At 62.6% G+C, this 20172-nt stretch carries 27 protein-coding genes; 2 read left to right on the forward strand and 25 right to left on the reverse strand.

What is annotated here, in order from left to right; translation table 11 throughout:
• Positions 1 to 2: 2 nt before the first annotated feature.
• Positions 3 to 617 carry a ubiquinol-cytochrome c reductase iron-sulfur subunit gene (petA, locus tag ACPWR9_RS23605; protein WP_150682382.1) on the reverse strand — a complete coding sequence of 205 codons (615 nt, stop codon included), beginning with the start codon at positions 615 to 617 and terminating at the stop codon, positions 3 to 5.
• Positions 618 to 923: 306 nt separating this feature from the next.
• Between petA and mscL the strand changes: the two genes are divergently transcribed.
• On the forward strand, positions 924 to 1370 hold the full coding sequence (mscL, locus tag ACPWR9_RS23610; RefSeq protein WP_426301262.1) for a large conductance mechanosensitive channel protein MscL: 447 nt from the start codon (positions 924 to 926) through the stop codon (positions 1368 to 1370).
• A gap of 58 nt (positions 1371 to 1428) precedes the next feature.
• Here mscL and ACPWR9_RS23615 read toward each other — a convergent pair whose 3' ends face one another.
• Positions 1429 to 2178, reverse strand: a complete 750-nt coding sequence (locus tag ACPWR9_RS23615) for a Nif3-like dinuclear metal center hexameric protein (RefSeq protein WP_426301264.1) — start codon at positions 2176 to 2178, stop codon at positions 1429 to 1431.
• Between the two features lie 18 nt (positions 2179 to 2196).
• Between ACPWR9_RS23615 and ACPWR9_RS23620 the strand changes: the two genes are divergently transcribed.
• Positions 2197 to 3414: a Do family serine endopeptidase gene (locus ACPWR9_RS23620; RefSeq protein WP_150682306.1), complete on the forward strand. Its 1218-nt coding sequence runs from the start codon at positions 2197 to 2199 to the stop codon at positions 3412 to 3414.
• A 135-nt stretch (positions 3415 to 3549) separates the two neighbouring features.
• On the opposite strand, the gene tatC is transcribed toward ACPWR9_RS23620, so the two are convergent.
• The 23 genes from tatC to ACPWR9_RS23735 all read right to left on the reverse strand — a co-directional run bounded on the left by tatC (position 3550) and on the right by ACPWR9_RS23735 (position 20172).
• Positions 3550 to 4344: a twin-arginine translocase subunit TatC gene (gene tatC / locus ACPWR9_RS23625; protein WP_426301266.1), complete on the reverse strand. Its 795-nt coding sequence runs from the start codon at positions 4342 to 4344 to the stop codon at positions 3550 to 3552.
• Positions 4345 to 4409: 65 nt separating this feature from the next.
• Positions 4410 to 4952 (reverse strand): Sec-independent protein translocase protein TatB, encoded by a 543-nt coding sequence (gene tatB / locus ACPWR9_RS23630; RefSeq protein ID WP_426301268.1) that lies wholly within the window; start codon positions 4950 to 4952, stop codon positions 4410 to 4412.
• Positions 4953 to 4964: 12 nt separating this feature from the next.
• Complete coding sequence (gene tatA / locus ACPWR9_RS23635; RefSeq protein ID WP_150682309.1) at positions 4965 to 5207, reverse strand: Sec-independent protein translocase subunit TatA; 243 nt, start codon at positions 5205 to 5207, stop codon at positions 4965 to 4967.
• A 276-nt stretch (positions 5208 to 5483) separates the two neighbouring features.
• Positions 5484 to 5858: a histidine triad nucleotide-binding protein gene (locus ACPWR9_RS23640; protein ID WP_426301270.1), complete on the reverse strand. Its 375-nt coding sequence runs from the start codon at positions 5856 to 5858 to the stop codon at positions 5484 to 5486.
• Between the two features lie 36 nt (positions 5859 to 5894).
• The gene (locus ACPWR9_RS23645; protein ID WP_150682383.1) at positions 5895 to 6212 is read right to left on the reverse strand and encodes a hypothetical protein; all 318 of its coding nucleotides are present in this window, start codon (positions 6210 to 6212) and stop codon (positions 5895 to 5897) included.
• A gap of 139 nt (positions 6213 to 6351) precedes the next feature.
• Positions 6352 to 6708 carry a phosphoribosyl-ATP diphosphatase gene (locus ACPWR9_RS23650; RefSeq protein WP_426301272.1) on the reverse strand — a complete coding sequence of 119 codons (357 nt, stop codon included), beginning with the start codon at positions 6706 to 6708 and terminating at the stop codon, positions 6352 to 6354.
• Positions 6709 to 6713: 5 nt separating this feature from the next.
• On the reverse strand, positions 6714 to 7112 hold the full coding sequence (hisI, locus tag ACPWR9_RS23655) for a phosphoribosyl-AMP cyclohydrolase (RefSeq protein WP_426301274.1): 399 nt from the start codon (positions 7110 to 7112) through the stop codon (positions 6714 to 6716).
• A 17-nt stretch (positions 7113 to 7129) separates the two neighbouring features.
• Positions 7130 to 7903, reverse strand: a complete 774-nt coding sequence (hisF, locus tag ACPWR9_RS23660; RefSeq protein WP_150682313.1) for an imidazole glycerol phosphate synthase subunit HisF — start codon at positions 7901 to 7903, stop codon at positions 7130 to 7132.
• A gap of 38 nt (positions 7904 to 7941) precedes the next feature.
• Positions 7942 to 8691 (reverse strand): 1-(5-phosphoribosyl)-5-[(5-phosphoribosylamino)methylideneamino]imidazole-4-carboxamide isomerase, encoded by a 750-nt coding sequence (gene hisA, locus ACPWR9_RS23665; RefSeq protein ID WP_426301276.1) that lies wholly within the window; start codon positions 8689 to 8691, stop codon positions 7942 to 7944.
• Between the two features lie 188 nt (positions 8692 to 8879).
• Positions 8880 to 9518, reverse strand: coding sequence for an imidazole glycerol phosphate synthase subunit HisH (gene hisH, locus ACPWR9_RS23670; protein ID WP_426301278.1), 639 nt, complete (start codon positions 9516 to 9518; stop codon positions 8880 to 8882).
• Entirely contained in the window at positions 9515 to 10141 is a 627-nt protein-coding gene (locus tag ACPWR9_RS23675; protein ID WP_426301280.1) for a MarC family protein, read from the reverse strand. Before ACPWR9_RS23675 ends, hisH begins: the two co-directional genes overlap by 4 nt.
• 110 nt (positions 10142 to 10251) lie before the next feature.
• A complete protein-coding gene (gene hisB, locus ACPWR9_RS23680; RefSeq protein WP_150682317.1) occupies positions 10252 to 10839 on the reverse strand; it encodes an imidazoleglycerol-phosphate dehydratase HisB in 588 nt (195 codons plus the stop codon).
• A 27-nt stretch (positions 10840 to 10866) separates the two neighbouring features.
• Entirely contained in the window at positions 10867 to 11931 is a 1065-nt protein-coding gene (gene hisC / locus ACPWR9_RS23685; RefSeq protein WP_426301282.1) for a histidinol-phosphate transaminase, read from the reverse strand.
• A 113-nt stretch (positions 11932 to 12044) separates the two neighbouring features.
• Positions 12045 to 12455 carry a hypothetical protein gene (locus ACPWR9_RS23690; protein ID WP_426301284.1) on the reverse strand — a complete coding sequence of 137 codons (411 nt, stop codon included), beginning with the start codon at positions 12453 to 12455 and terminating at the stop codon, positions 12045 to 12047.
• A 166-nt stretch (positions 12456 to 12621) separates the two neighbouring features.
• Positions 12622 to 13944, reverse strand: coding sequence for a histidinol dehydrogenase (hisD, locus tag ACPWR9_RS23695; RefSeq protein WP_426301286.1), 1323 nt, complete (start codon positions 13942 to 13944; stop codon positions 12622 to 12624).
• Positions 13941 to 14621, reverse strand: coding sequence for an ATP phosphoribosyltransferase (hisG, locus tag ACPWR9_RS23700; protein WP_150682321.1), 681 nt, complete (start codon positions 14619 to 14621; stop codon positions 13941 to 13943). The genes hisD and hisG overlap by 4 nt, the downstream gene beginning before the upstream one ends.
• Entirely contained in the window at positions 14618 to 15958 is a 1341-nt protein-coding gene (murA, locus tag ACPWR9_RS23705) for a UDP-N-acetylglucosamine 1-carboxyvinyltransferase (protein ID WP_426301288.1), read from the reverse strand. The genes hisG and murA overlap by 4 nt, the downstream gene beginning before the upstream one ends.
• A complete protein-coding gene (locus ACPWR9_RS23710; RefSeq protein ID WP_150561111.1) occupies positions 15955 to 16194 on the reverse strand; it encodes a BolA family protein in 240 nt (79 codons plus the stop codon). The genes murA and ACPWR9_RS23710 overlap by 4 nt, the downstream gene beginning before the upstream one ends.
• Positions 16195 to 16213: 19 nt before the next feature.
• On the reverse strand, positions 16214 to 16969 hold the full coding sequence (locus tag ACPWR9_RS23715) for an ABC transporter permease (RefSeq protein ID WP_150682322.1): 756 nt from the start codon (positions 16967 to 16969) through the stop codon (positions 16214 to 16216).
• Positions 16966 to 17892, reverse strand: coding sequence for an ABC transporter ATP-binding protein (locus ACPWR9_RS23720; protein WP_426301291.1), 927 nt, complete (start codon positions 17890 to 17892; stop codon positions 16966 to 16968). Before ACPWR9_RS23720 ends, ACPWR9_RS23715 begins: the two co-directional genes overlap by 4 nt.
• 319 nt (positions 17893 to 18211) lie before the next feature.
• Positions 18212 to 18469 carry an STAS domain-containing protein gene (locus tag ACPWR9_RS23725; protein WP_150682324.1) on the reverse strand — a complete coding sequence of 86 codons (258 nt, stop codon included), beginning with the start codon at positions 18467 to 18469 and terminating at the stop codon, positions 18212 to 18214.
• Positions 18470 to 18473: 4 nt separating this feature from the next.
• Complete coding sequence (locus ACPWR9_RS23730; RefSeq protein ID WP_426301293.1) at positions 18474 to 19094, reverse strand: MlaC/ttg2D family ABC transporter substrate-binding protein; 621 nt, start codon at positions 19092 to 19094, stop codon at positions 18474 to 18476.
• Between the two features lie 193 nt (positions 19095 to 19287).
• Entirely contained in the window at positions 19288 to 20172 is an 885-nt protein-coding gene (locus tag ACPWR9_RS23735; protein ID WP_426301295.1) for an MlaA family lipoprotein, read from the reverse strand.

Genomic DNA, 20172 nt, shown 5'->3' on the forward strand with positions numbered 1-20172 from the left:
GGTTACGCTTCTCCTTTTTCGTCTTTACCGATCACGATCTTGGTGTCGTTCACGAACATGAAACGAGGAACGTCGAGATTCTTCGGTGCCGGCTTGTTCTTGAACACGCGGCCCGACATGTCGTACGTGGAACCATGGCACGGGCACAGGAAGCCCGGGTCGTGACCCAGTGCAGGAATGCTGTTGGCTTCGTAGGGCCCCGAAGGAATGCAGCCCAGATGGGTGCAGATGCCGACGACCACGAGCAGATCCTTATGCTCGGCACGCGCACGGAACGCGTTCTTGCAATAGTCGGGCATCGGGTAGGAGAAGGTCTCCTTGGATTCCGGATCGGCGAGCTCGCCGGTCACTTTGGACAGCGAATCCATTTCCGCCGGCGTGCGGCGCACGATCCACACCGGCAGACCACGCCACGCCACGGTCATCTTTTCACCGGGCTTGAGATTGCTGATATCGGCCTCGACTGGCGCACCGCCTGCCTTGGCGCGCTCAGACGGTTCCAGGGAACTGACGAAAGGAACTAGTGTTGCAACGCCGCCCACGCCTCCAGCTACGGACGTTGCAATCAGCAGATTCCGGCGGCTACTGTCGACGGCCTTTTCTTGATTGTCACTCATCACAAGCCCCACACGGTTGATTTGGTATTTCCGTCAACCTTAAATCATACGCGAGCGTAAATGCCTGAAACAACGGCAAAACGCCCCAGTCTCCTAGTGGTTTTCGCGTATTTTCAAAGGATTAACGTACCCTGCGGGCGGCTAATGCTCACCCGGGGTTTCGCTTCTGGGATGCTGCACGAGAGTCGCTATGATCGCCGCTTTCGTTGACGCGTGCACGACATTTAGTCATCATTTTCCCTGTCTCATCCCGGTGACAGCTACAGTGCGCGCCCCCGGCCCTCATTAAAACAGCGGAGGAATGGCATGAGCTTCATGTCGGAATTCAAGGAATTTGCCGTCAAAGGCAATGTGGTCGATCTGGCCGTCGGTGTGATCATCGGCGCAGCATTCGGCAAGATCGTCGACTCGGTCGTCAAAGACCTCATCATGCCGATCGTCGGCGCCATCTTCGGTGGTCTCGACTTCTCGAGCAAATTCATTCTGCTCGGTGCCATCCCGCCCGACTTCAAGGGCAACCCCACGTCGTACGCCGATCTGACCAAGGCCGGTGTTGCCGTCTTCGGTTACGGCAACTTCATCACCGTGGCCATCAACTTCATCATTCTGGCTTTCATCATCTTCGTGATGGTCAAGCAGATCAACCGCCTCAAGCGCCCCGCCCCGGCAGCGCCGGCAGCGCCGGCCCCGACGCCGGAAGACATCGTTCTGCTGCGCGAAATCCGCGACAGCCTGAAGAAGCAGAACGGCTAAGCCCGACGCAACACGCTGTCGGCCGCGCACCTTGCGTGACGGCCGACAGCGGTTCGGCTCACACCGGGTTCGACAGGTCGAAGAACTTGTGTTCGAGGCCGAAGCGTTCGGCGACGTGCTCGCCCACCGCCTTCGCCCCGCCACGCTCCGTCGCGTGGTGACCCGCCGCCAGATAGCCAACGCCGCTTTCCGCCGCGAGGTGGGTCGTCGGTTCCGACACTTCACCGCTGATGTAGACGTCCGCACCCGCCGCGATGGCCGCTTCGAAGAAGCCCTGCGCGCCGCCCGTGCACCACGCTACCCGGCGCACTTCACGGTCAGGATCGCCCAGCAAGAGCGGCGTGCGACCTAATGTCGCAGCCACGTGCGCCGCCAGGGTGCCTAACGTCGTGGGCTGCGCCGGCGCACCGAGCCATCCGAGCTGATCGGGTCCGAAACGGCCGCCATCGTCGGCGAAACCTAGCAGTTTGCCGAGCTGTGCGTTGTTGCCCAGTTCAGGGTGCGCGTCGAGCGGCAGATGGTAGGCAAACAGGTTGACGTCGTTGTTGATCAACACACCCAAACGGCGGCGTTTCATTCCGACAACACGGGCATCTTCGTTCTTCCAGAAGTAACCGTGATGGACGATGACGGCGTCGGCCCCCCACTCGCAGGCGGCCTCAAGGAAAGCCAAGCTGGCGGTCACACCGCTGGCGATTTTACGGACCTCAGGACGCCCTTCGACCTGTAGGCCGTTCGGGCAGTAATCGCGAAATTGCGCGATTTGCAGGGTATCGTTCAGATACAATTCGAGTTCAACACGATTCATATAAGGTCTCGCTCTTTCATGCTCAGACGCTTCTGGCTACTGTTCGCGCAAGCGGTCACCGTGCTGCTTGCGTTGCTCTTCATCATCGCCACGCTCAAGCCGCAGTGGCTGCAACGCCAGGGTTCGTTCGGCAAACAGCTAGCAAATCCGATCATCGCCCTTCAAGAAGTCGCACCCAGTTTGTCGGACAAGCCGGCAACGGGCTCGTATGCCGACGGCGCGCAGAAGGCCATGCCCGCGGTCGTCAGCATTTTTTCCAGCAAGGAGCAAAAGCAGAATCGCGACCCGCGCCTCGATGATCCGCTGTTCCGATACTTCTTCGGCGACGGCGGCGGCACGGTGCGGCAAGACCCGGTCTCGAGCCTCGGCTCGGGCGTGATCGTCAGCAGTGAGGGCTATATTCTCACGAATCATCACGTGGTGGACGGCGCCGACGAGATCGAAGTCGCCCTCGCCGACGGCCGCAAAGCCCGCGCGAAACTCGTCGGCAGCGACCCCGAAACCGACTTGGCTGTGCTCAAGATCACGCTGGATAACCTGCCCGCGATCACGCTCGGCCGCATGGATCAGGTGCGCGTCGGCGACGTGGTGCTCGCCATCGGCAACCCGTTCGGCGTCGGCCAGACGGTGACGATGGGGATCATCAGCGCACTTGGCCGTAACCACCTCGATATCAGCACGTTCGAGAACTTCATCCAGACGGATGCGGCGATCAACCCGGGTAACTCGGGCGGCGCGCTGGTCGATGTGAACGGCAACCTGCTCGGCATCAACACGGCGATCTACTCGCGCAGCGGCGGCAACATGGGGATTGGCTTTGCCATCCCGGTGTCGACGGCGCGCTCGGTACTCGAGAGCATCATCACCAGCGGCACGGTCACGCGCGGTTGGGTAGGGGTAGAGCCGCAGGACATCACGTCCGATATCGCCGAATCGTTCGGTTTGCAGCAGGATTCGGGCGTGATCATCGCCGGTGTCGTGCAAGGCGGACCGGCGGACAAGGCAGGCGTGCAGCCAGGCGACATCCTGACGAAGGTCAACGACGAGTCGATCCGTGACACGACGGAACTGCTCAACGTGATCGCGCAGATCAAGCCGGGTACGCAGGCGAAGATCCACGTCACGCGCAAGAAGAAAGAACTTGATCTGACCGTGACGATCGGCAAGCGCCCGCCGCCGCCCAAGCGTCCTGCGCAAGACGAGGACGACAACAGCGACGATAACAGCGCCGATTGATGTCAGGTCGGAGTCGGCGCCGGGTTGCTCCCGGCCGCACCTGATCGAAAGGCACACCGCAATACAAAAACGGCTGCACGAAAGTGCAGCCGTTTTTGTTTGTGCCTTTGGACGTCGCCGCTTCAGCAAGCCAACTTACGACGCCGTCTTCTCACTTTCTTCGCTGTCTTTACCGTCTTCCGCCTGCCCCTGCTTAACGAACAGCCGGACCGCAATCAGCCCCAGTTCGTAGAGGATACAGAGCGGCACGGCAAGCATCAGTTGCGAGAGGATGTCCGGCGGCGTCACAACGGCGGCCAGCACAAACGCCCCGACGACCACATACGGGCGAATCTGCTTGAGCTTAGCGAGGCTCACGACGCCCATGCGCGCCAACACCACGACGACCACCGGCACTTCGAAGGTCACCCCGAACGCCATGAACATCGTGAGGACAAAACTTAAGTAATTGTCGATATCGGTGTTCATCTCCGCGCCAAGTGGCGCGTTGTAGTGCGCGATGAAGTGGAACACCGTCGGGAACACGAGGAAATACGCGAACGCCATGCCGATCAGAAACAGCGAGTAGCTGCTGATCACGAGCGGCATCACCAGCTTCTTTTCGTGCTGATACAACCCCGGGGCGATAAACGCCCAGATCTGATAGAGCACGATCGGCAACGCGATCACGAAGGCGACCATCAACGTGACTTTCATTGGCACGAAGAACGAGCCGGTGATGTCCGTGACGATGAGCTTGCCGTCGGCCGGCAGCGATTGCGTGAGGGGACGGGCGAGCAGCCGGAAGATGTCCGGTGCCCAATACACCAGCGAGAGGAACACCACGATCACCGATGCGCCCGCGCGAATGATACGGTTGCGCAGCTCGATCAGGTGCGAGATGAATGTCTCTTCGGTGCCCCCGTCAGGGGTTTGCTTGTCGTCGCTCACGTCGACTTATCCAGGAATGAGGCCAGTACGGCGCAAGGTAGCGGAAAGTAAGGTGCGCAGGCGCCTCAGAAGAACTTCATCGGCCGGCGCAGTTTGGCTGGCGTATGACGCGCGACGCGTGCCGCGCCCGACTGCACTTTCGTGCGCGTGGCGCTCGCCTGCTTGAACCACACCGGCGTTGCATTCCGACGTACGCGCCAGTTGCGGCGCTTGGTCGACGCGCGAATACCGGACGTAATGACCGGTTCGGCGAGGTAGCTGTCGGAATAGCCAGTCGCGGCATCGGTGCCGCCTCCAGCCATCTCGCTCGACGACGTGCCCGTGGCGCTCGCCCAGGCTTCGTTAAGCGACGATTCCTGCTCATGCAGATGTTTCTGAACGGTGCTCTGGGCGCTGCGTGCCGCGTCCTCGAACTGGCTTCGCATATTACGAAGTTCGTCGAGCTCCATCTCGCGGCTCACCTCGGCCTTCACATCGTTGATGTAACGCTGGGCGCGGCCAAACAGCGCACCTGCCGTGCGGGCCACCTTCGGCAGGCGCTCGGGACCGATCACGACCAGCGCGACAACGCCGATCAGCATCAGTTTGGAAAGGCCGAGATCGATCATGTCGACGCCGACTTAGCCTTGCTTGTTGCTGCTTGTGTCCTTGGCCTGCACGTCGATGGTCGTCGAATCGCGCAGTTCCTTGGCCGTCGTCGGGTCTTCCTTGGCAGCCGGCGTTTCGCCTTCCTTCATGCCGTCCTTGAAGCCCTTGACTGCACCGCCGAGGTCGCTGCCCATGTTACGCAGCTTCTTGGTGCCGAAAACCATCATCACGATCACCAGCACGATCAGCCAGTGCCAAATACTCAACGAACCCATGACCACTCTCCTTGCGTAACTCGCCCCGGCCGCCGTGCGGCGAGGGGTCTTATCGGACGATGTCGCCCGATGCCTTTTTTTGCCCCGAGTGCGACGCGATGTGCCCCATTGTGGCACATCGAGCGTCACGTCCAGCATCGTAACCGGGTCGGGCGCCGGGTAGAAATAAATGTTTCGTGAAACCTTTCCCGATGCGGTGTCAGCGCACCATATGCCCGTGAATTGCAGTGATTTTTCGCCTAACGCGCGCCTCACCGGCACTTCACGTCATCTGTCTCACATGCGCTTCCAAGGCCGCGGTCCGGCCAGAATATGCATGTGAAGATGATAAACCTCTTGCCCGCCACCCGGACCGTTGTTCACCACCACCCGGAAGCCGTTGCCGTCAACGTTCTCGGGGTCGCCGTCATAGTGATAGCCTTGCTCTGCGGCCAACTTCGGCGCAAGCAGCAGCATCTTGCCGAGCAGCGCCTGATCTTCCGGCTGACAATCCTGCAACGTGGCGATGTGCTTGCGCGGCACCATGAGCAAGTGCAGGTCGGCCGCCGGATTGATGTCCTTGAACACGATCACGTCGTCGTCGGCATACACCTGCGTGCTCGGGATCTGCCCGGCGACGATTTTGCAGAAGATACAGTTGTCGTGCGTCATGCTTATGTCGTCCTCTCCAATGCGGGGATATCTGGCTCAGGCGCGCGCCGCGTACATCGGCTTGTTGTCGTTCAGATAGAGCCAGCCCTTGACGATGCGGTACAGCGTCCAGATGCCGAGCACCCACAGAATCGCGAAGCCGACCATCACCACGGCGAGCGCCACACCCAGCACGCCCCACAGCACCGACCACCAGAATGTGCGGATCTGCCACGTGAAATGCGACGCGTAGAGCGTGCCGACAGCATCGTCGCGCTTGATGTAGTTGATGATGATCGCCACGATCGCGGTGACGCCGCCCGTCAGCCAAAACAGCGCATACAGCGCGTAGAGCACGTGCGTGAGCTTGCGCATCGCGCGCTCCTGCTCGGACGTGGGCGGATTGACGACGTACGGATTGTTGCTGCCCGAGGTGCCCGTCGTGCCGGGCGTCTGCGGATCGTTCATGGAGGGTCTCCCTGGCGGTTGCCGGTTACCGATGGCCGGTGGTCGGTCAGTCGGCGTGTTCGCCGCGCGTGCTGCGCTGCGATTTTTCCGTCAGCCCCGAGAGCCCTTCGCGGCGCGCCAGTTCGGCGAGCACTTCGTCCGGGCTCAGGTCGTGATGGGCGAGCAGCACCATGCAGTGGAACCACAGGTCGGCCGTCTCGTTGACCAGCTTCTGGCGCAGATTGTCGGCCCCGCCGATGCGGATGTCCTTGGCAGCGAGCACCACTTCGGTGGCCTCTTCGCCGATCTTCTTGCAAATCGCGTCATCGCCTTTGTGGAACAGGCGAGCGACGTACGATTTGTCCGGATCGCCGCCGCGACGCGACGCAATCACTTCGGCAACACGCGCAAGCGTATCGTTCATGGCGCTCACTTATAGATCTTGTGCGGGTCTTTGAGCACCGGCTCGACGGTGGTCCACTGACCATCCTCGACAGTGCCCTCGAACTTCTGGAAGAAACAGGAATGGCGGCCGGTATGGCACGCAATGCCATCGATTTGCTCGACTTTGAGCAGCACCACGTCTTCGTCGCAATCGAGACGGATCTCATGCACCTTCTGCACGTGGCCCGACTCTTCGCCCTTATGCCACAGGCGTTTGCGCGAGCGCGAGTAATAGACGGCTTCGCGGGTTTCGACCGTGCGCGCGAGCGCTTCCCGGTTCATCCACGCGAACATCAGCACGTCGTTGCTGCCGACTTCCTGCGCGATCACGGGCACGAGGCCCTGCGCGTCCCAACTTACCTTGTCCAGCCAGTCTTGCGTCATGATCCGTCGATTCCCGTTCAGAGCCGTACCGAAATGCCCTTGTCGGCCATGAAGCGCTTGGCTTCACCGACCGTGTGCTCGCCGTAATGGAAGATGCTGGCGGCGAGCACGGCATCGGCATGGCCTTCGGTCACGCCGTTGGCCAGATCGGCCAGCGATCCCACACCGCCCGAGGCGATCACGGGGATGCTCACAGCGTCCGACACGGCGCGCGTGAGCGCCAGATCGAAGCCGCTCTTGGTGCCGTCCCGGTCCATGCTGGTGAGCAGAATCTCGCCCGCGCCGAGCGCTGCGATCTTCTTTGCCCAGTCCACCACGTCGAGCCCGGTAGCTTTACGGCCGCCATGCGTGAAGACTTCCCAACGCAACGGTTCGCCGTCGGCCGAGACGCGCTTGGCGTCGATCGCCACAACGATGCACTGCGCACCGTGCTTGGCCGACGCGTCGGCGATCAGTTGCGGATTCGCCACCGCCGACGAGTTCATGCTGACCTTGTCGGCACCGGCATTGAGCAAACGGCGCACGTCGGCGACTTCGCGCACGCCGCCACCGACCGTCAGCGGAATGAAGACCTGCGCCGCCACCGATTCGATGATCGGCAGAATCAGGTCGCGCCCGTCGGACGTTGCCGTGATGTCGAGAAACGTCAGTTCGTCGGCGCCCTGCTCGTCATAACGACGGGCGATCTCGACGGGGTCACCCGCGTCGCGCAGTTCGACGAAATTGACGCCCTTGACCACGCGGCCGGCCGTCACGTCCAGGCACGGAATGATGCGTTTAGCGAGAGCCATGATGTAGGCACGCGAGACGGCCGCAGCCGTAGTCTCGCTTATGCCGCTCCTTCGGAAAGCTCGTCGGCACGCGTTTGCGCCGCCGAGAAATTCAGGTCGCCCGAGTAGATCGCACGGCCGCAGATGACGCCTTCGACGCCTTCGTTCTGCACGTTGCACAGTGCGTCGATATCGCCCAGGTTCGACAAACCGCCGCTGGCGATCACCGGCACCGTCACGGCCTGCGCCAGGCGCACGGTCGCTTCGATGTTGATGCCTTGCAGCATGCCGTCACGGCCGATATCCGTGTAGATGATCGACTCGATGCCGTAGTCTTCGAACTTGCGCGCGAGGTCTACGACTTCGTGGCCGCTCAGCTTGCTCCAGCCATCGGTGGCCACTTTGCCGTCCTTGGCATCGAGACCCACGATGATGTGCCCGCCGAACGCGCTGCACGCGTCCTTCAGGAAGCCGGGGTCCTTCACCGCCGCCGTGCCGATGATCACGTACGACAGGCCGTCGTCGAGATAGCGCTCGATGGTGTTGAGGTCGCGAATACCGCCGCCCAGCTGCACGGGGATGTCTGCGCCCACTTCGGCAATGATGGAGCGGATGGCAGCCTCGTTACGCGGCTTGCCGACAAATGCGCCGTTCAAGTCCACCAAATGGAGGCGGCGTGCACCTTGCTCGACCCAATGTCGGGCCATAGCAGCGGGGTCCTCCGAGAAAACAGTGGCTTGATCCATGTCGCCTTGTTTAAGGCGCACACATTGACCGTCTTTAAGGTCGATGGCCGGGATGAGCAGCATAGGCAATCGTGAAACGTCGCTAGTGGGAAGTAAAAGGAATTCGCGAAAAACGCGGACAACACAAAACCGATCCCTGACCTGCAAGGCGCCGGCACTTCGGGATCGGAATATTCAACATGACACAGTATAAGCTGGCTGCGCCGACAGGCCCGGGCGCCAAGGCGCCGCACGGGTCCCATTCAGGCGAATTAAGGTTTCCACTGTGCAAAATTGCGGTAAAGCGCAAGTCCTGCCTGAGCGCTCTTTTCCGGGTGGAACTGGGTGGCGAAGATGTTATCCCGCGCCACGGCACTGGTAAAGGGCACGCCGTACACCGTCTCGCCCACCGTCAGCTCGGCCTTGGCCGGCAAGACGTAATAACTGTGCACGAAATAAAAATAGCTGTCGTCGGGCACGCCAGCCCAGATCGGGTGAGCCTGCGACTGGCGAACGCGGTTCCAGCCCATCTGCGGCACTTTGAAGCGCGAACCGTCGTCTTGCAACTGACCTTCCAGATCGAAGCGCATCACGCGGCCCGGCAGCAAGCCCAACGCTGGCGTATTACCTTCGTCGGAAATGTCGAACAGCATCTGCTCGCCCACGCACACGCCGAACATCGGCTTGGTGGCCGACGCTTCGACTACCGCTTCACGCAGGCCCGACTCGTTCAGGCAACCCATGCAGTCGCGCATGGCACCCTGGCCCGGCAGCACCACGCGGTCGGCAGCGCGAATCTCGGCGGCGTCGCTACTGATGCTCACGTCGGCTTCCGGCGCGGCAGCACGCAACGCCTGATAGACCGAGCGCAGGTTGCCCATTCCGTAGTCGACAATCGCAATCTTATTCATCTCAAACCCGGCAGCAGTATTTTCAAACCATCGATAATGAATTCCACGGCCAGCGCCGAGAGGATCAACCCCATCAGACGCGTGCCGATGTTGATACCCGTGCGGCCCAGCCAGCCCTCGATCCGCCCGGCACTGCGCAGCGCCACCCAGCACACCGCCCCGACCCCCGCGCCAATCGCCATGAGCGCCAGAATCTGCGCCCATCCGGCGGCACGGCCCGAGTAAATGATCACGGTACTAATCGTGCCCGGCCCGGTGAGCAGCGGAATGGCCAGCGGCACCACGGCAATGTTCGGCCGCTCTTCCGCTTCGTGCCGCTCTTCAGCCGTCGCGCGCGTGTTGCCGGTCTGCGCGTTGATCATGTTCACTGCCATGAGCAGCATGATCACCCCGCCCCCCACTTCCAACGACGCAATCGAAATGCCGAAGAAGCGGATGATGTGCTCGCCGAACAATCCCGAGCCCGCCACCACGAGCGCCACGGCGATGGCCGCCACATTGATCGTATGGCGTTTCTCTTCGCGCGTCTGCGAGGACGTCAGGCTGATGAACAGCGGGATCGCCCCCAACGGGTTGATCAGTGCCAGCAGCGAAATGAAGAATTTGAAGGCGTCGAGCGTCATCTGGGGGCACGCGGCGCCGGCATTCCGGCCGGTCAGAAAATCGTCGCTGGGACGCCGGTCACCACGACCGGCGGGCTAACTCGCTTGTTCCGCTTATTCGGCTTATTCGCTTACAGGCTGCCCTTCGTGGACGGCACGACACCTGCGGCGCGCGGGTCGATCTCGACCGCCATGCGCAGCGCACGGCCAAACGCCTTGAACACCGTTTCGCACTGGTGATGGGCGTTGATACCGCGCAGATTGTCGATATGCAGCGTCACGCCAGCATGATTGACGAAGCCACGGAAGAATTCGATGGTCAGGTCGACGTCGAAGTTGCCCACGCGCGCACGCGTGAAGGGCACATGGAATTCGAGACCGGGACGGCCCGAGAAGTCGATCACCACGCGCGAAAGCGCTTCGTCGAGCGGCACATAGCTATGGCCGTAACGCACGAGGCCCTTCTTGTCGCCGACGGCCTTGGCCACGGCCATGCCCAGCGTGATGCCGACGTCTTCCACCGTGTGGTGGTCGTCGATGAAGGTGTCGCCTTTGGCTTCGACTTCCATGTCGATGAGGCCATGGCGCGCGATCTGGTCGAGCATGTGGTCCAGAAACGGTACGCCGGTGTCGAGCGTCTTCCGGCCGGTGCCGTCCAGATCGATCTTGACGCGTATTTGCGTTTCGCTGGTATCGCGAACGACTTCCGCAATGCGCATGATGGTGAGTTCTCGTCGTGTAGCTTGTTAGAGTGATGCGGCCAGGGCTTCGACCATCGTCGCATTCTCCGTGGGGGTGCCGACCGTCAAACGCAGGCAATTGGCCAGCAATACGTGCATTTTACCCACGTTTTTGATCAATACCTTACGGGCGAGCAGGCCCGCGAAGGTTTTGTCGGCATCCGGCACCCGCACGAGCAGAAAATTCGCGTCGCTGGGGAATACGGTGACGCCCGGCAGCGCCGCCACGGCGGCCGCCAGACGGGTGCGCTCGGCGCGCAGGTCGGCCGCTTGCGCGTCGAGCACGTCGAGGTGATCGAGCATGAATTCGGCACACGCCTGTGTGAGCACATTCACGTTGTACGGCGGGCGCACCTTATCGAACTGATCGAGCCACTCGGCACTGCCCGCCAGATAGCCCAGCCGAATCCCGGCCAGCCCCAGCTTCGAGACTGTGCGCATGACCACCATATTCGGGAAGTCCGCCAGACGCGGCATCCACGTCTTGCCCGCGAACGGCTGGTAGGCCTCGTCGATGACCACGAGGCCATTGCTGGCCGCACGCACCAGCGTCTCGATCTCGTCGTCAGCGAAGAGGTTGCCGGTCGGGTTGTTCGGATATGCCAGATACACCACCGCGCCCGGATGCGCCGCAATGGCGTTCAGCATGGCGGGCATGTCGAGCGAGAAGTCGGCCTTCAGCGGCACGCCCACGAACGGGATGCCCGCAAAACGTGCCGTCATCTCGTACATCACGAAGCCCGGCATCGGCGCGATGATCGCCGCGCCCGGGCGCACCGTGGCCGTCGCGATCATGGTGATGATTTCGTCCGATCCGTTACCCAGCAGCAGCTTCGCCCCAGCCGGTACGTGCATCGCATGGGCGAGCTTCTCGAGCAGCGCAGCCGGACGCGGTGCCGGATAGCGATTGAGCGCCACGTCGGCCAGACGATGGCCCAGCGCGGTGCGCAGGGCTTCGGGCAGGCCGTAGGGGTTCTCCATCGCGTCGAGCTTGAGCAGGCCGCTCGCATCGGGCACGGGATACGTGCTCATGGCGAGCACGTCGGGGCGAATCACTTGATCGACAGACATGTGGGTCGGACTACCTGTGTGGGCAAAGCGCGAATCGCTTGCGGGTTTCGTCAGCTACGTCGGTGAAATCGGCTAAATCAGTTAAATCGGATGCGTCGTGCGCCTGCGCCCCATCAGTTGAACGCGAAGGTGAGCAGCCCGGCGTCGGTCCCGTCAATCTTCACGGTGCAGCGGCGGCCAGTCTCGACACTGCCGAGCGCGTCGGTGATGCGTTGCACGCGCACGCCGGTTTGCCACGACAGCGCTTGCGCCACCGCCGGGCTCACTCGCGCGGGCGACTCCTCGGCTTCGCAGCGCATGGCCACCAGTCGGTTGCCCACGCGACCGAACACGCCGTGTGCCACTTCGTCGTCGGTGCCGCGCAAAGCGGTCTTGCCGTCCAGACGCAGCACATAGACGTCGTTATCGAACGCCTGACGACGCACACACACGGTCATGCGCTCGACGGACGTGCCTTCGAACGTCGCGTGCTGGCAATAGTTACCGGCGGCATACGCCGCGGAACTGGCAGCAGCGCCGAGCACGAAGAGTGCCGTGGCGCGAACAGCCGCACGCCACCCAGCCCGCGCGAGGCGGGCAGGTAGCAGCGATGAAACTAGGGATTGGGCTTGCGTTGCGCGAGTCCGACGCCGGGACGTAGCCGGCGCCGAAGCAGTTTGCGCGGCGGGCCACAGGGCGTCGTCGCGCATGTCAGGACTCGTGGTGCAGACGGAACTCGGCGCTGCGCGCGTGGGCCTGCAAGCCCTCGCCGTAGGCCAGCTCAGCAGCGATTTCGCCAAGCATGCGGGCACCGCCTTCGCTCACTTCGATCAGGCTGGAGCGCTTGAGGAAGTCGTACACGCCCAGCGGCGACGAGAAACGTGCCGTGCGCGAGGTCGGCAGCACGTGGTTCGGCCCGGCGCAGTAATCGCCCAGACTTTCGCTCGTGAATTTGCCGAGGAAAATTGCACCGGCGTGGCGAATCTTGTCGCCCCACTGTTGCGCGTTTTCCGTCGAGATCTCAAGATGCTCGGGCGCGATCACGTTGGCGATTTCGCACGCTTCGTTCAGGTCGCGCACTTTCACCAGCGCGCCACGGCCTTGCAGCGATGCAGCAATCACTTCGCGACGCGGCATCTCTTCGATCTGACGCTCCATCGACTGTTGCACGCGCGCGATGTAGGCCGCGTCCGGGCACAGCAGAATCGACTGCGCGAGCTCGTCGTGCTCGGCTTGCGAGAACAGGTCCATCGCCACCCAGTCCGGGTCGGTCGTGCCGTCGCAGATCACGAGGATTTCCGACGGACCGGCGATCATGTCGATGCCGACGGTACCGAACACGCGGCGCTTGGCAGCGGCCACGAAGGCGTTGCCCGGGCCGACGATCTTGTCGACGGCAGGCACGGTCTGCGTGCCATACGCCAGCGCGCCCACGGCCTGCGCGCCACCGATGGTGAACACGCGGTCGACCCCGGCGATGTGCGCCGCAGCCAGCACCAGCGGGTTCTGCACGCCATCGGGCGTGGGCACCACCATGATGATTTCCTTCACGCCAGCGACACGTGCGGGAATCGCGTTCATCAGCACCGACGACGGATACGCGGCCTTGCCGCCCGGCACGTAAATGCCCACGCGATCGAGCGGCGTCACCTTCTGGCCGAGCACCGTGCCGTCCGACTCGGTGTACTGCCAGCTATGGCTGCCGCATTCGATGCGTTGCTTCTCGTGATAGGCGCGCACACGCGCCGCGGCCGCTTCCAGCGCAGCACGGCGCTTGGGTTCCAGGCTTTCCAGCGCGGCTTCCAGCGCCGACGCAGGCAACTCCAGCGCGGCCATATCGGGCGCGCTGAGGCGGTCGAACTTGTTGGTGTATTCAATGACGGCTGCATCGCCACGCGTCTTCACGTCGGCGAGAATCTCGGCAGCCGCGCGGTCGATGGCGGCGTCTTCGCTCGCCTCGAACGCCAGCACGTCGCGAAGTTGTTTCGCGAAGCCGTCGGCAGAGGAATCGAGTTTGCGAATATCGAGTTTCATGCTGTTTGGCGGGAGGCCTGCTCGAAGGCATCCAGAATGGGCTGCAACGACTCGCGCTTGAGCTTGAGTGCAGCCTGGTTGATCACGAGGCGGGACGAGATATCCATGATCTCCTCCACTTCCACCAGGTTATTGGCCCGCAGCGTGCCGCCGGTGCTCACCAGGTCGACAATCGCGTCGGCGAGGCCCACCAGCGGGCCTAGTTCCATCGAACCGTACAACTTGATCAGGTCGACGTGCACGCCCTTGGCTGCGAAGTGCTCGCGCGCGGTCTGCACGTACTTGGTGGCCACCCGCAGGCGGGCGCCCTGGCGCACAGCGTTTGCGTAATCGAAGCCCTTCGGTACAGCCACAGACATGCGGCAGCGGGCAATGTTCAAATCGATCGGCTGATACAGGCCACCGCCGCCATGCTCGATGAGCACGTCCTTGCCGGCCACGCCGAAGTCGGCGGCGCCATATTGCACGTAGGTCGGCACGTCGGTCGCGCGCACGATGATCACGCGCAGGTTCGGGTCCGTGGTCGGCAGAATCAGCTTGCGCGAGGTCTCGGGGTCTTCCGTGACTTCGATACCCGCGGCGGCGAGCAACGGCAGCGTTTCCGTAAAGATACGCCCTTTCGAGAGGGCCAGCGTCAGCGGTTGGCTGAGCGGCTGGGCGGACTTGGCGGAACTCATGCAATCTCTCCCTGGCGTGCTTCGACACGCCGGATTCGCGCGCCCACGGCGCACAACTTAGCCTCGATACGATGATAGCCGCGATCGAGGTGATGAATACGGTCGACGAGCGTGCGGCCATCGGCGGTCAGGCCAGCCACGATCAGGCTGGCGGAAGCGCGCAGATCGGTCGCCATCACATGCGCACCCGACAGGCGTTCCACGCCGGAAATACGCGCCGTGTTGCCTTCGATGCCGATATTCGCGCCCAGACGCAGCAATTCCTGCACATGCATGAAGCGGTTCTCGAAGATCGTCTCGACGACCTGCGAAGCGCCCTCGGCAATGCAGTTCAGCGCCATGAACTGCGCCTGCATGTCGGTCGGGAACGCCGGATATTCCGACGTCTGAAAACTCACGGCCTGCGCGCGCCGATCCATCGACACACGCAGCCAATCCGCACCGGCACTCACGTTGGCACCGGTCTCGCGCAATTTCGCGATCACGGCATCGAGCGTGCCCGGCACCACACGACGCAGCGTGATATCGCCGCGCGTGGCCACCGCCGCACACAGGAACGTGCCAGCTTCGATACGATCGGGCACCACGTCGTGCGTTGCACCATGCAAGCGCGCCACCCCGGTCACCACCAGACGCTCGGTGCCGATGCCTTCGATCTTCGCGCCCATCTTCACGAGCAGATTCGCCAGATCGGTCACTTCCGGCTCGCGTGCGGCATTGGCCAGCACGGTGACGCCGTCGGCCAGCGTGGCCGCCATCAGCAAATTCTCGGTGCCGGTCACGGTGATCATGTCGGTCACGAGCGTCTCGCCGCGCAGGCGGGCGGCTTTCGCCACGATATCGCCGTGCGTGAGCGTGATCTCGGCGCCCATCTTTTGCAGGCCCTTGATGTGCTGATCGACCGGGCGCGCGCCAATGGCGCATCCGCCGGGCAGCGACACACGAGCCTCGCCACAACGCGCGAGCAACGGGCCCAGCACGAGAATCGACGCCCGCATGGTCTTCACCAACTCGTACGGGGCAGCCGCCTCGGTGATCTGCGACGCGTCGAGCGTCACCGATTCGCCGTGGCGTTCGACCTTCACGCCCATGCGCGCGAGCAACGTGAGCATGGTGCGCACGTCGTGCAGATCGGGGACGTTGCCAAGCACCAACGGCTCGGCCGTCAGCAGACTTGCACACAGAATCGGCAGTGCAGCGTTCTTCGCACCCGATACCGTAATTTCTCCCGCCAGCCGCTCGCCGCCCTCGATTTCGAGGTGGTCTGCGGCCACACGCTCGCCGGCGGCGGACTCGCCGTTACCGGCTGCGCCGGCGCTCTCTTGCGTAATCCTCATTGCGCCTGATACTCCGCGGGCGTCAGGGTCTTCATCGACAACGCATGAATTTCTGCCTTCATGCGATCGCCCAACGCGGCGTACACCAGTTGATGGCGCGCGATGAGACGCTTGCCTTCGAACTGCGCGCTCACAATGGTCGCAAAGAAGTGCTGACCGTCACCTTCGACGGCGACGTGCTCGCAAGCCAAACCGGCTTCGATGTACTGCTTGATTTGTTCTGGGGTGGGCAGCATTTGCCGATCCTAAGAGAGTTCAGTGACGCAGTTTGTAGCCGCGGCGCAGCAAGTTCAGCGCCACGGTTGCGAGTATGAGGAACGTCGCGCCGACGACCGCGAGGCTCGTGACCGGCGAGACGTCGGAGACGCCGAAGAAGCCGTAGCGGAACCCGTCGATCATGTAGAAGAACGGGTTGAAGTGCGAGACGGCTTGCCACAGCGGCGGCAACGAATGAATCGAATAGAACACGCCCGCGAGGAATGTTGCCGGCATGATCAGGAAGTTTTGGAACGCGGCGAGCTGGTCGAATTTCTCCGCCCAGATACCCGCGATCAAGCCGAGCGTGCCGAGAATCGCGGCGCCCAAAAACGCGAAGCCGAGAATCCACAGCGGGGCGGCAAACGTCAGGTGCGTGAACGTCACCGTCACCAGGAACACACCGAACCCCACACACAGCCCGCGCACCACAGCGGCGAGCACATACGCGCCGTACATCTCCCAATGCGAGAGCGGCGGCAGCAGCACGAACACCAGATTGCCGGTGATCTTCGACTGAATGAGCGACGACGAACTGTTCGCGAACGCGTTCTGCAACACGCTCATCATCACCAGCCCCGGCACGAGGAAGGACGTGTATGTGATCTGGTCGTAGACCTTCACACGGTCTTCGAGCACGTGCCCGAAGATCATCAGATACAGCAGCGCGGTCAGCACCGGCGCCGCCACGGTCTGGAAACTCACCTTCCAGAAGCGCAGCACTTCTTTATAGAACAGCGTGCGAAAGCCGATCATGCTGCCACCTCCTGCGCACGCGCGCCCGACATGATCTGCACGAATACGTCCTCGAGATCGGCCTTCTGAATTTCAATGTCTTCGACGATGCCACCCGCCGCGCGGCAGGTCGCGAGAATCGACTCCACCTCGTCGCAACCGGCCAAACGCAAGGCGAACTGACGCCCGCCCGTGTCTTGTCCGTCGACCAGCAGCGGACGCAGCGATTCGGGCAGCGTGCCCTGACGGAAGCGCAGCACCAGACGCGTGCCTGCAAAGCGCTGCAACAACGACGCCGTGCGCTCGAGCGCCACGACTTCGCCGCGCTTGAGCATGGCGATGCGATCGCACAGCGCTTCGGCTTCTTCCAGATAGTGCGTGGTGAGGACGATGGTGTGACCTTCTCGGTTCAGACGCGAGATGAACTTCCACAGCGTCTGACGCAGTTCGACGTCGACCCCAGCGGTCGGCTCGTCGAGCACGATCACCGGCGGGCGATGCACGAGCGCCTGTGCCACGAGCACACGACGCTTCATACCGCCCGAGAGCTGGCGCATGTTGGCGTCGGCCTTGTCGGTCAGATCGAGGTTGGCCATCACTTCGTCGATCCAGTCGTCGTTGCGCGTCAGCCCGAAATAGCCGGACTGAATGCGCAGCGTCTCGCGCACCGAGAAGAACGGATCGAAGACGAGCTCCTGCGGCACCACGCCGAGCTTGCGGCGGGCGTTGCGGTAGTCGCGCACGACATCGTGGCCGAGCACGCTGATGTTGCCGGTGTCGGCACGGGCCAGGCCCGCGAGAATGCTGATGAGCGTCGTCTTGCCGGCGCCGTTGGGCCCGAGCAGACCGAAGAATTCACCTTCTTCGATCGAGAAGCTGACGCCTTTGAGCGCCTGCAACGCCTGATAGCGTTTTTTGACGTTACGGATTTCGATGGCGGCCATGGGCTGCACGCGCCCGTCTTGGCGGACGCGCCATTTTTTGTAGCTCCGGGCACCGCGCGCCGCGCGCACAAACCGGGGAGGATGGCGGCAATGACGGCGTCGATGCCCTGACGGAGGGTTACCGCCCGATAGACGGCAGAAAACCCCTGATTATAAAGGAAGCGGCAGCCCCCCGTGCTTTTGCCCGGTTGGCCGCCCCACAAGCCGCCTGCCAAGCGCTTACCTGCTGGATTCGACAGGCGCAGGGCAAAAAAAAGCGCCGTCTCTCAACGGCGCTTTTTCGTTGGGGCATCAACCCCGCAAACGGTGCACCGGCCAATCAGCTCGAGAGCAGATGGTCGACGCCATACACCAGCGCGAGGCTGGCCAAGCCGGTCGGCAAGTTAGTGAACGCCAACGTCGCCCCACGTCGGCCCGCATGACGGCGCAAGGCCAGCAGCACGGCGAGCGCCGACGAATCGAAGTGCGTGAGCCCCGCGCAGTCGACATGGGTTTCACCCGCGTCGATGCGATCGATGGCCTGCGCAAGCACTTCGCCGGCAGTGTCGTGAGTGAGGTCGGTTTTCAAAGCGAGCATGCGCTTACTTACCGCCCGAGAGTTGCTGGTTGCGCGTCTTCAAGAACTGGATCAGGCCGTCGATACCGTTCTTGTTGATCTGCTCAGCAAACTGGCTGCGATACGTTTGGATCAGCCAGGCGTTGAACACGCTCATGTCGTACAGCTTCCATTCACCGCTGTCCGTCTTATACAGACGGTAGTCCAGTTCGAACGGCTGGCCGTTATTGAGCACGCTGGTGGAGACCACCGTGTCGGTGTCACCCGGCTGCATACGGAACGGCTTGTACTGAACTTGTTGATCGCGGATCGATGCGATCGCGCCAGCGTACGTGTACAACAGCAGTTTGCGGAACTCGGTCGTGAGCTGCTCGCGCTGTTGCGGCGTGGCCGTTGCCCATGCTCGGCCGGTAGCCAGTTGCGTGGTCTTGCCGAAGTCGGCATGCGGCATGATCTTCGTTTCGATCAGCTTGGTGATGCTGTTCAGATCGCCGCGCTGAATATTCGGATCGGCCTTGGCCGCGGCCATGACTTCGGTCACGGTCTGCTTGACCAGTACGTCCGGCGCCTGAGCCTGTGCCATCGCCGAGCCAGCAGCGGTAAGCGTCATGAATGCCATGACGGGAATGAGCCAGAACTTCTTCATTGTGGACTTCCTCTTTCGAGTGACGAGTGTTGCGGGTTTGGATACCCGCGTTACGTCTGGAGTTCGCGGAATCTCGACGGCGCGTTGTAACAAACTGTTGCCTGGCGGGCCTGCCGAGGGCATCCCACATGGCGGGATGCTGCGCGTTTTGGATATACGACGCCGCACACGTGAGCGTGCGGCGTTCAGATCATCAGCGACGGAACGGCAGACCACCCGGCACCATCGTGCCCGGCAGCGGCGAGCCTTGCGGCGATTGCGGTTCAGCCGAAGCACCGGAGGCCGGTGCCGCCGCTGGCATCGGTTGACCGCCTGCACCTGCCGCAGCACCTGCACCTGCCGCAGCACCAGCGGCACCGTCTTCTTCCTCGTAGTTCGGCAACGCGGTATTGCCCGATGCGCCACCGTTGATCAAATACTTGCGGCGCGCCAGATAAGCGTCACGCGTGAACGAATACGGATCGAGCGCCGCCGCTTCGAGCAGGTTCGACGCGTCGAGCAGGTTCGCGCGCGTGTTGACCAGACGCACGCCGTACAGCGAGTAGCTCACCCAATCCGGCTTGATATACGACGTCGGGTCGAGGTACAAATTCGCTGCCATCCCGGCCGTGTCGCGCACCGTGCTCGGGCCGAGCAGCGGCAGCACCAGATACGGGCCGTCGGGCACGCCCCACTTGCCCAGCGTCACACCGAAGTCCTGGCTGTGCTTGGGCAAGCCAGCAGGCGTTGCGAAGTCGAACAGACCGCCCACACCGAAGAAGGTGTTGATCGTCAGGCGCATCAAATCCTGTACGGCAGCGGTCACTTGCAACTGCAACAGGTTGTTGGCGAAGTTGTAGACGTCGCCGACGTTCGAGAAGAAGTTCGTGACCATGTCGCGCCCGGGCTGGGGCACCACGAAGCGGTAGCCCTTGGCCACCGGGGTCATGACAGCCTTATCGAGCTTGTCGTTGAACGTGTACATCGAACGGTTGAACCCTTCGATGGGGTCGGTCGGCGTGGGGTTCGTGACAGTGGCACAACCAGCCAGCGTCAGGGCGCCGACGGCCAGCACTGCCGAAGTACGGAAGCGGGTCAT

This window comes from Pandoraea pneumonica (genome assembly GCF_049918595.1).
Taxonomy (GTDB): domain Bacteria; phylum Pseudomonadota; class Gammaproteobacteria; order Burkholderiales; family Burkholderiaceae; genus Pandoraea; species Pandoraea pneumonica_A.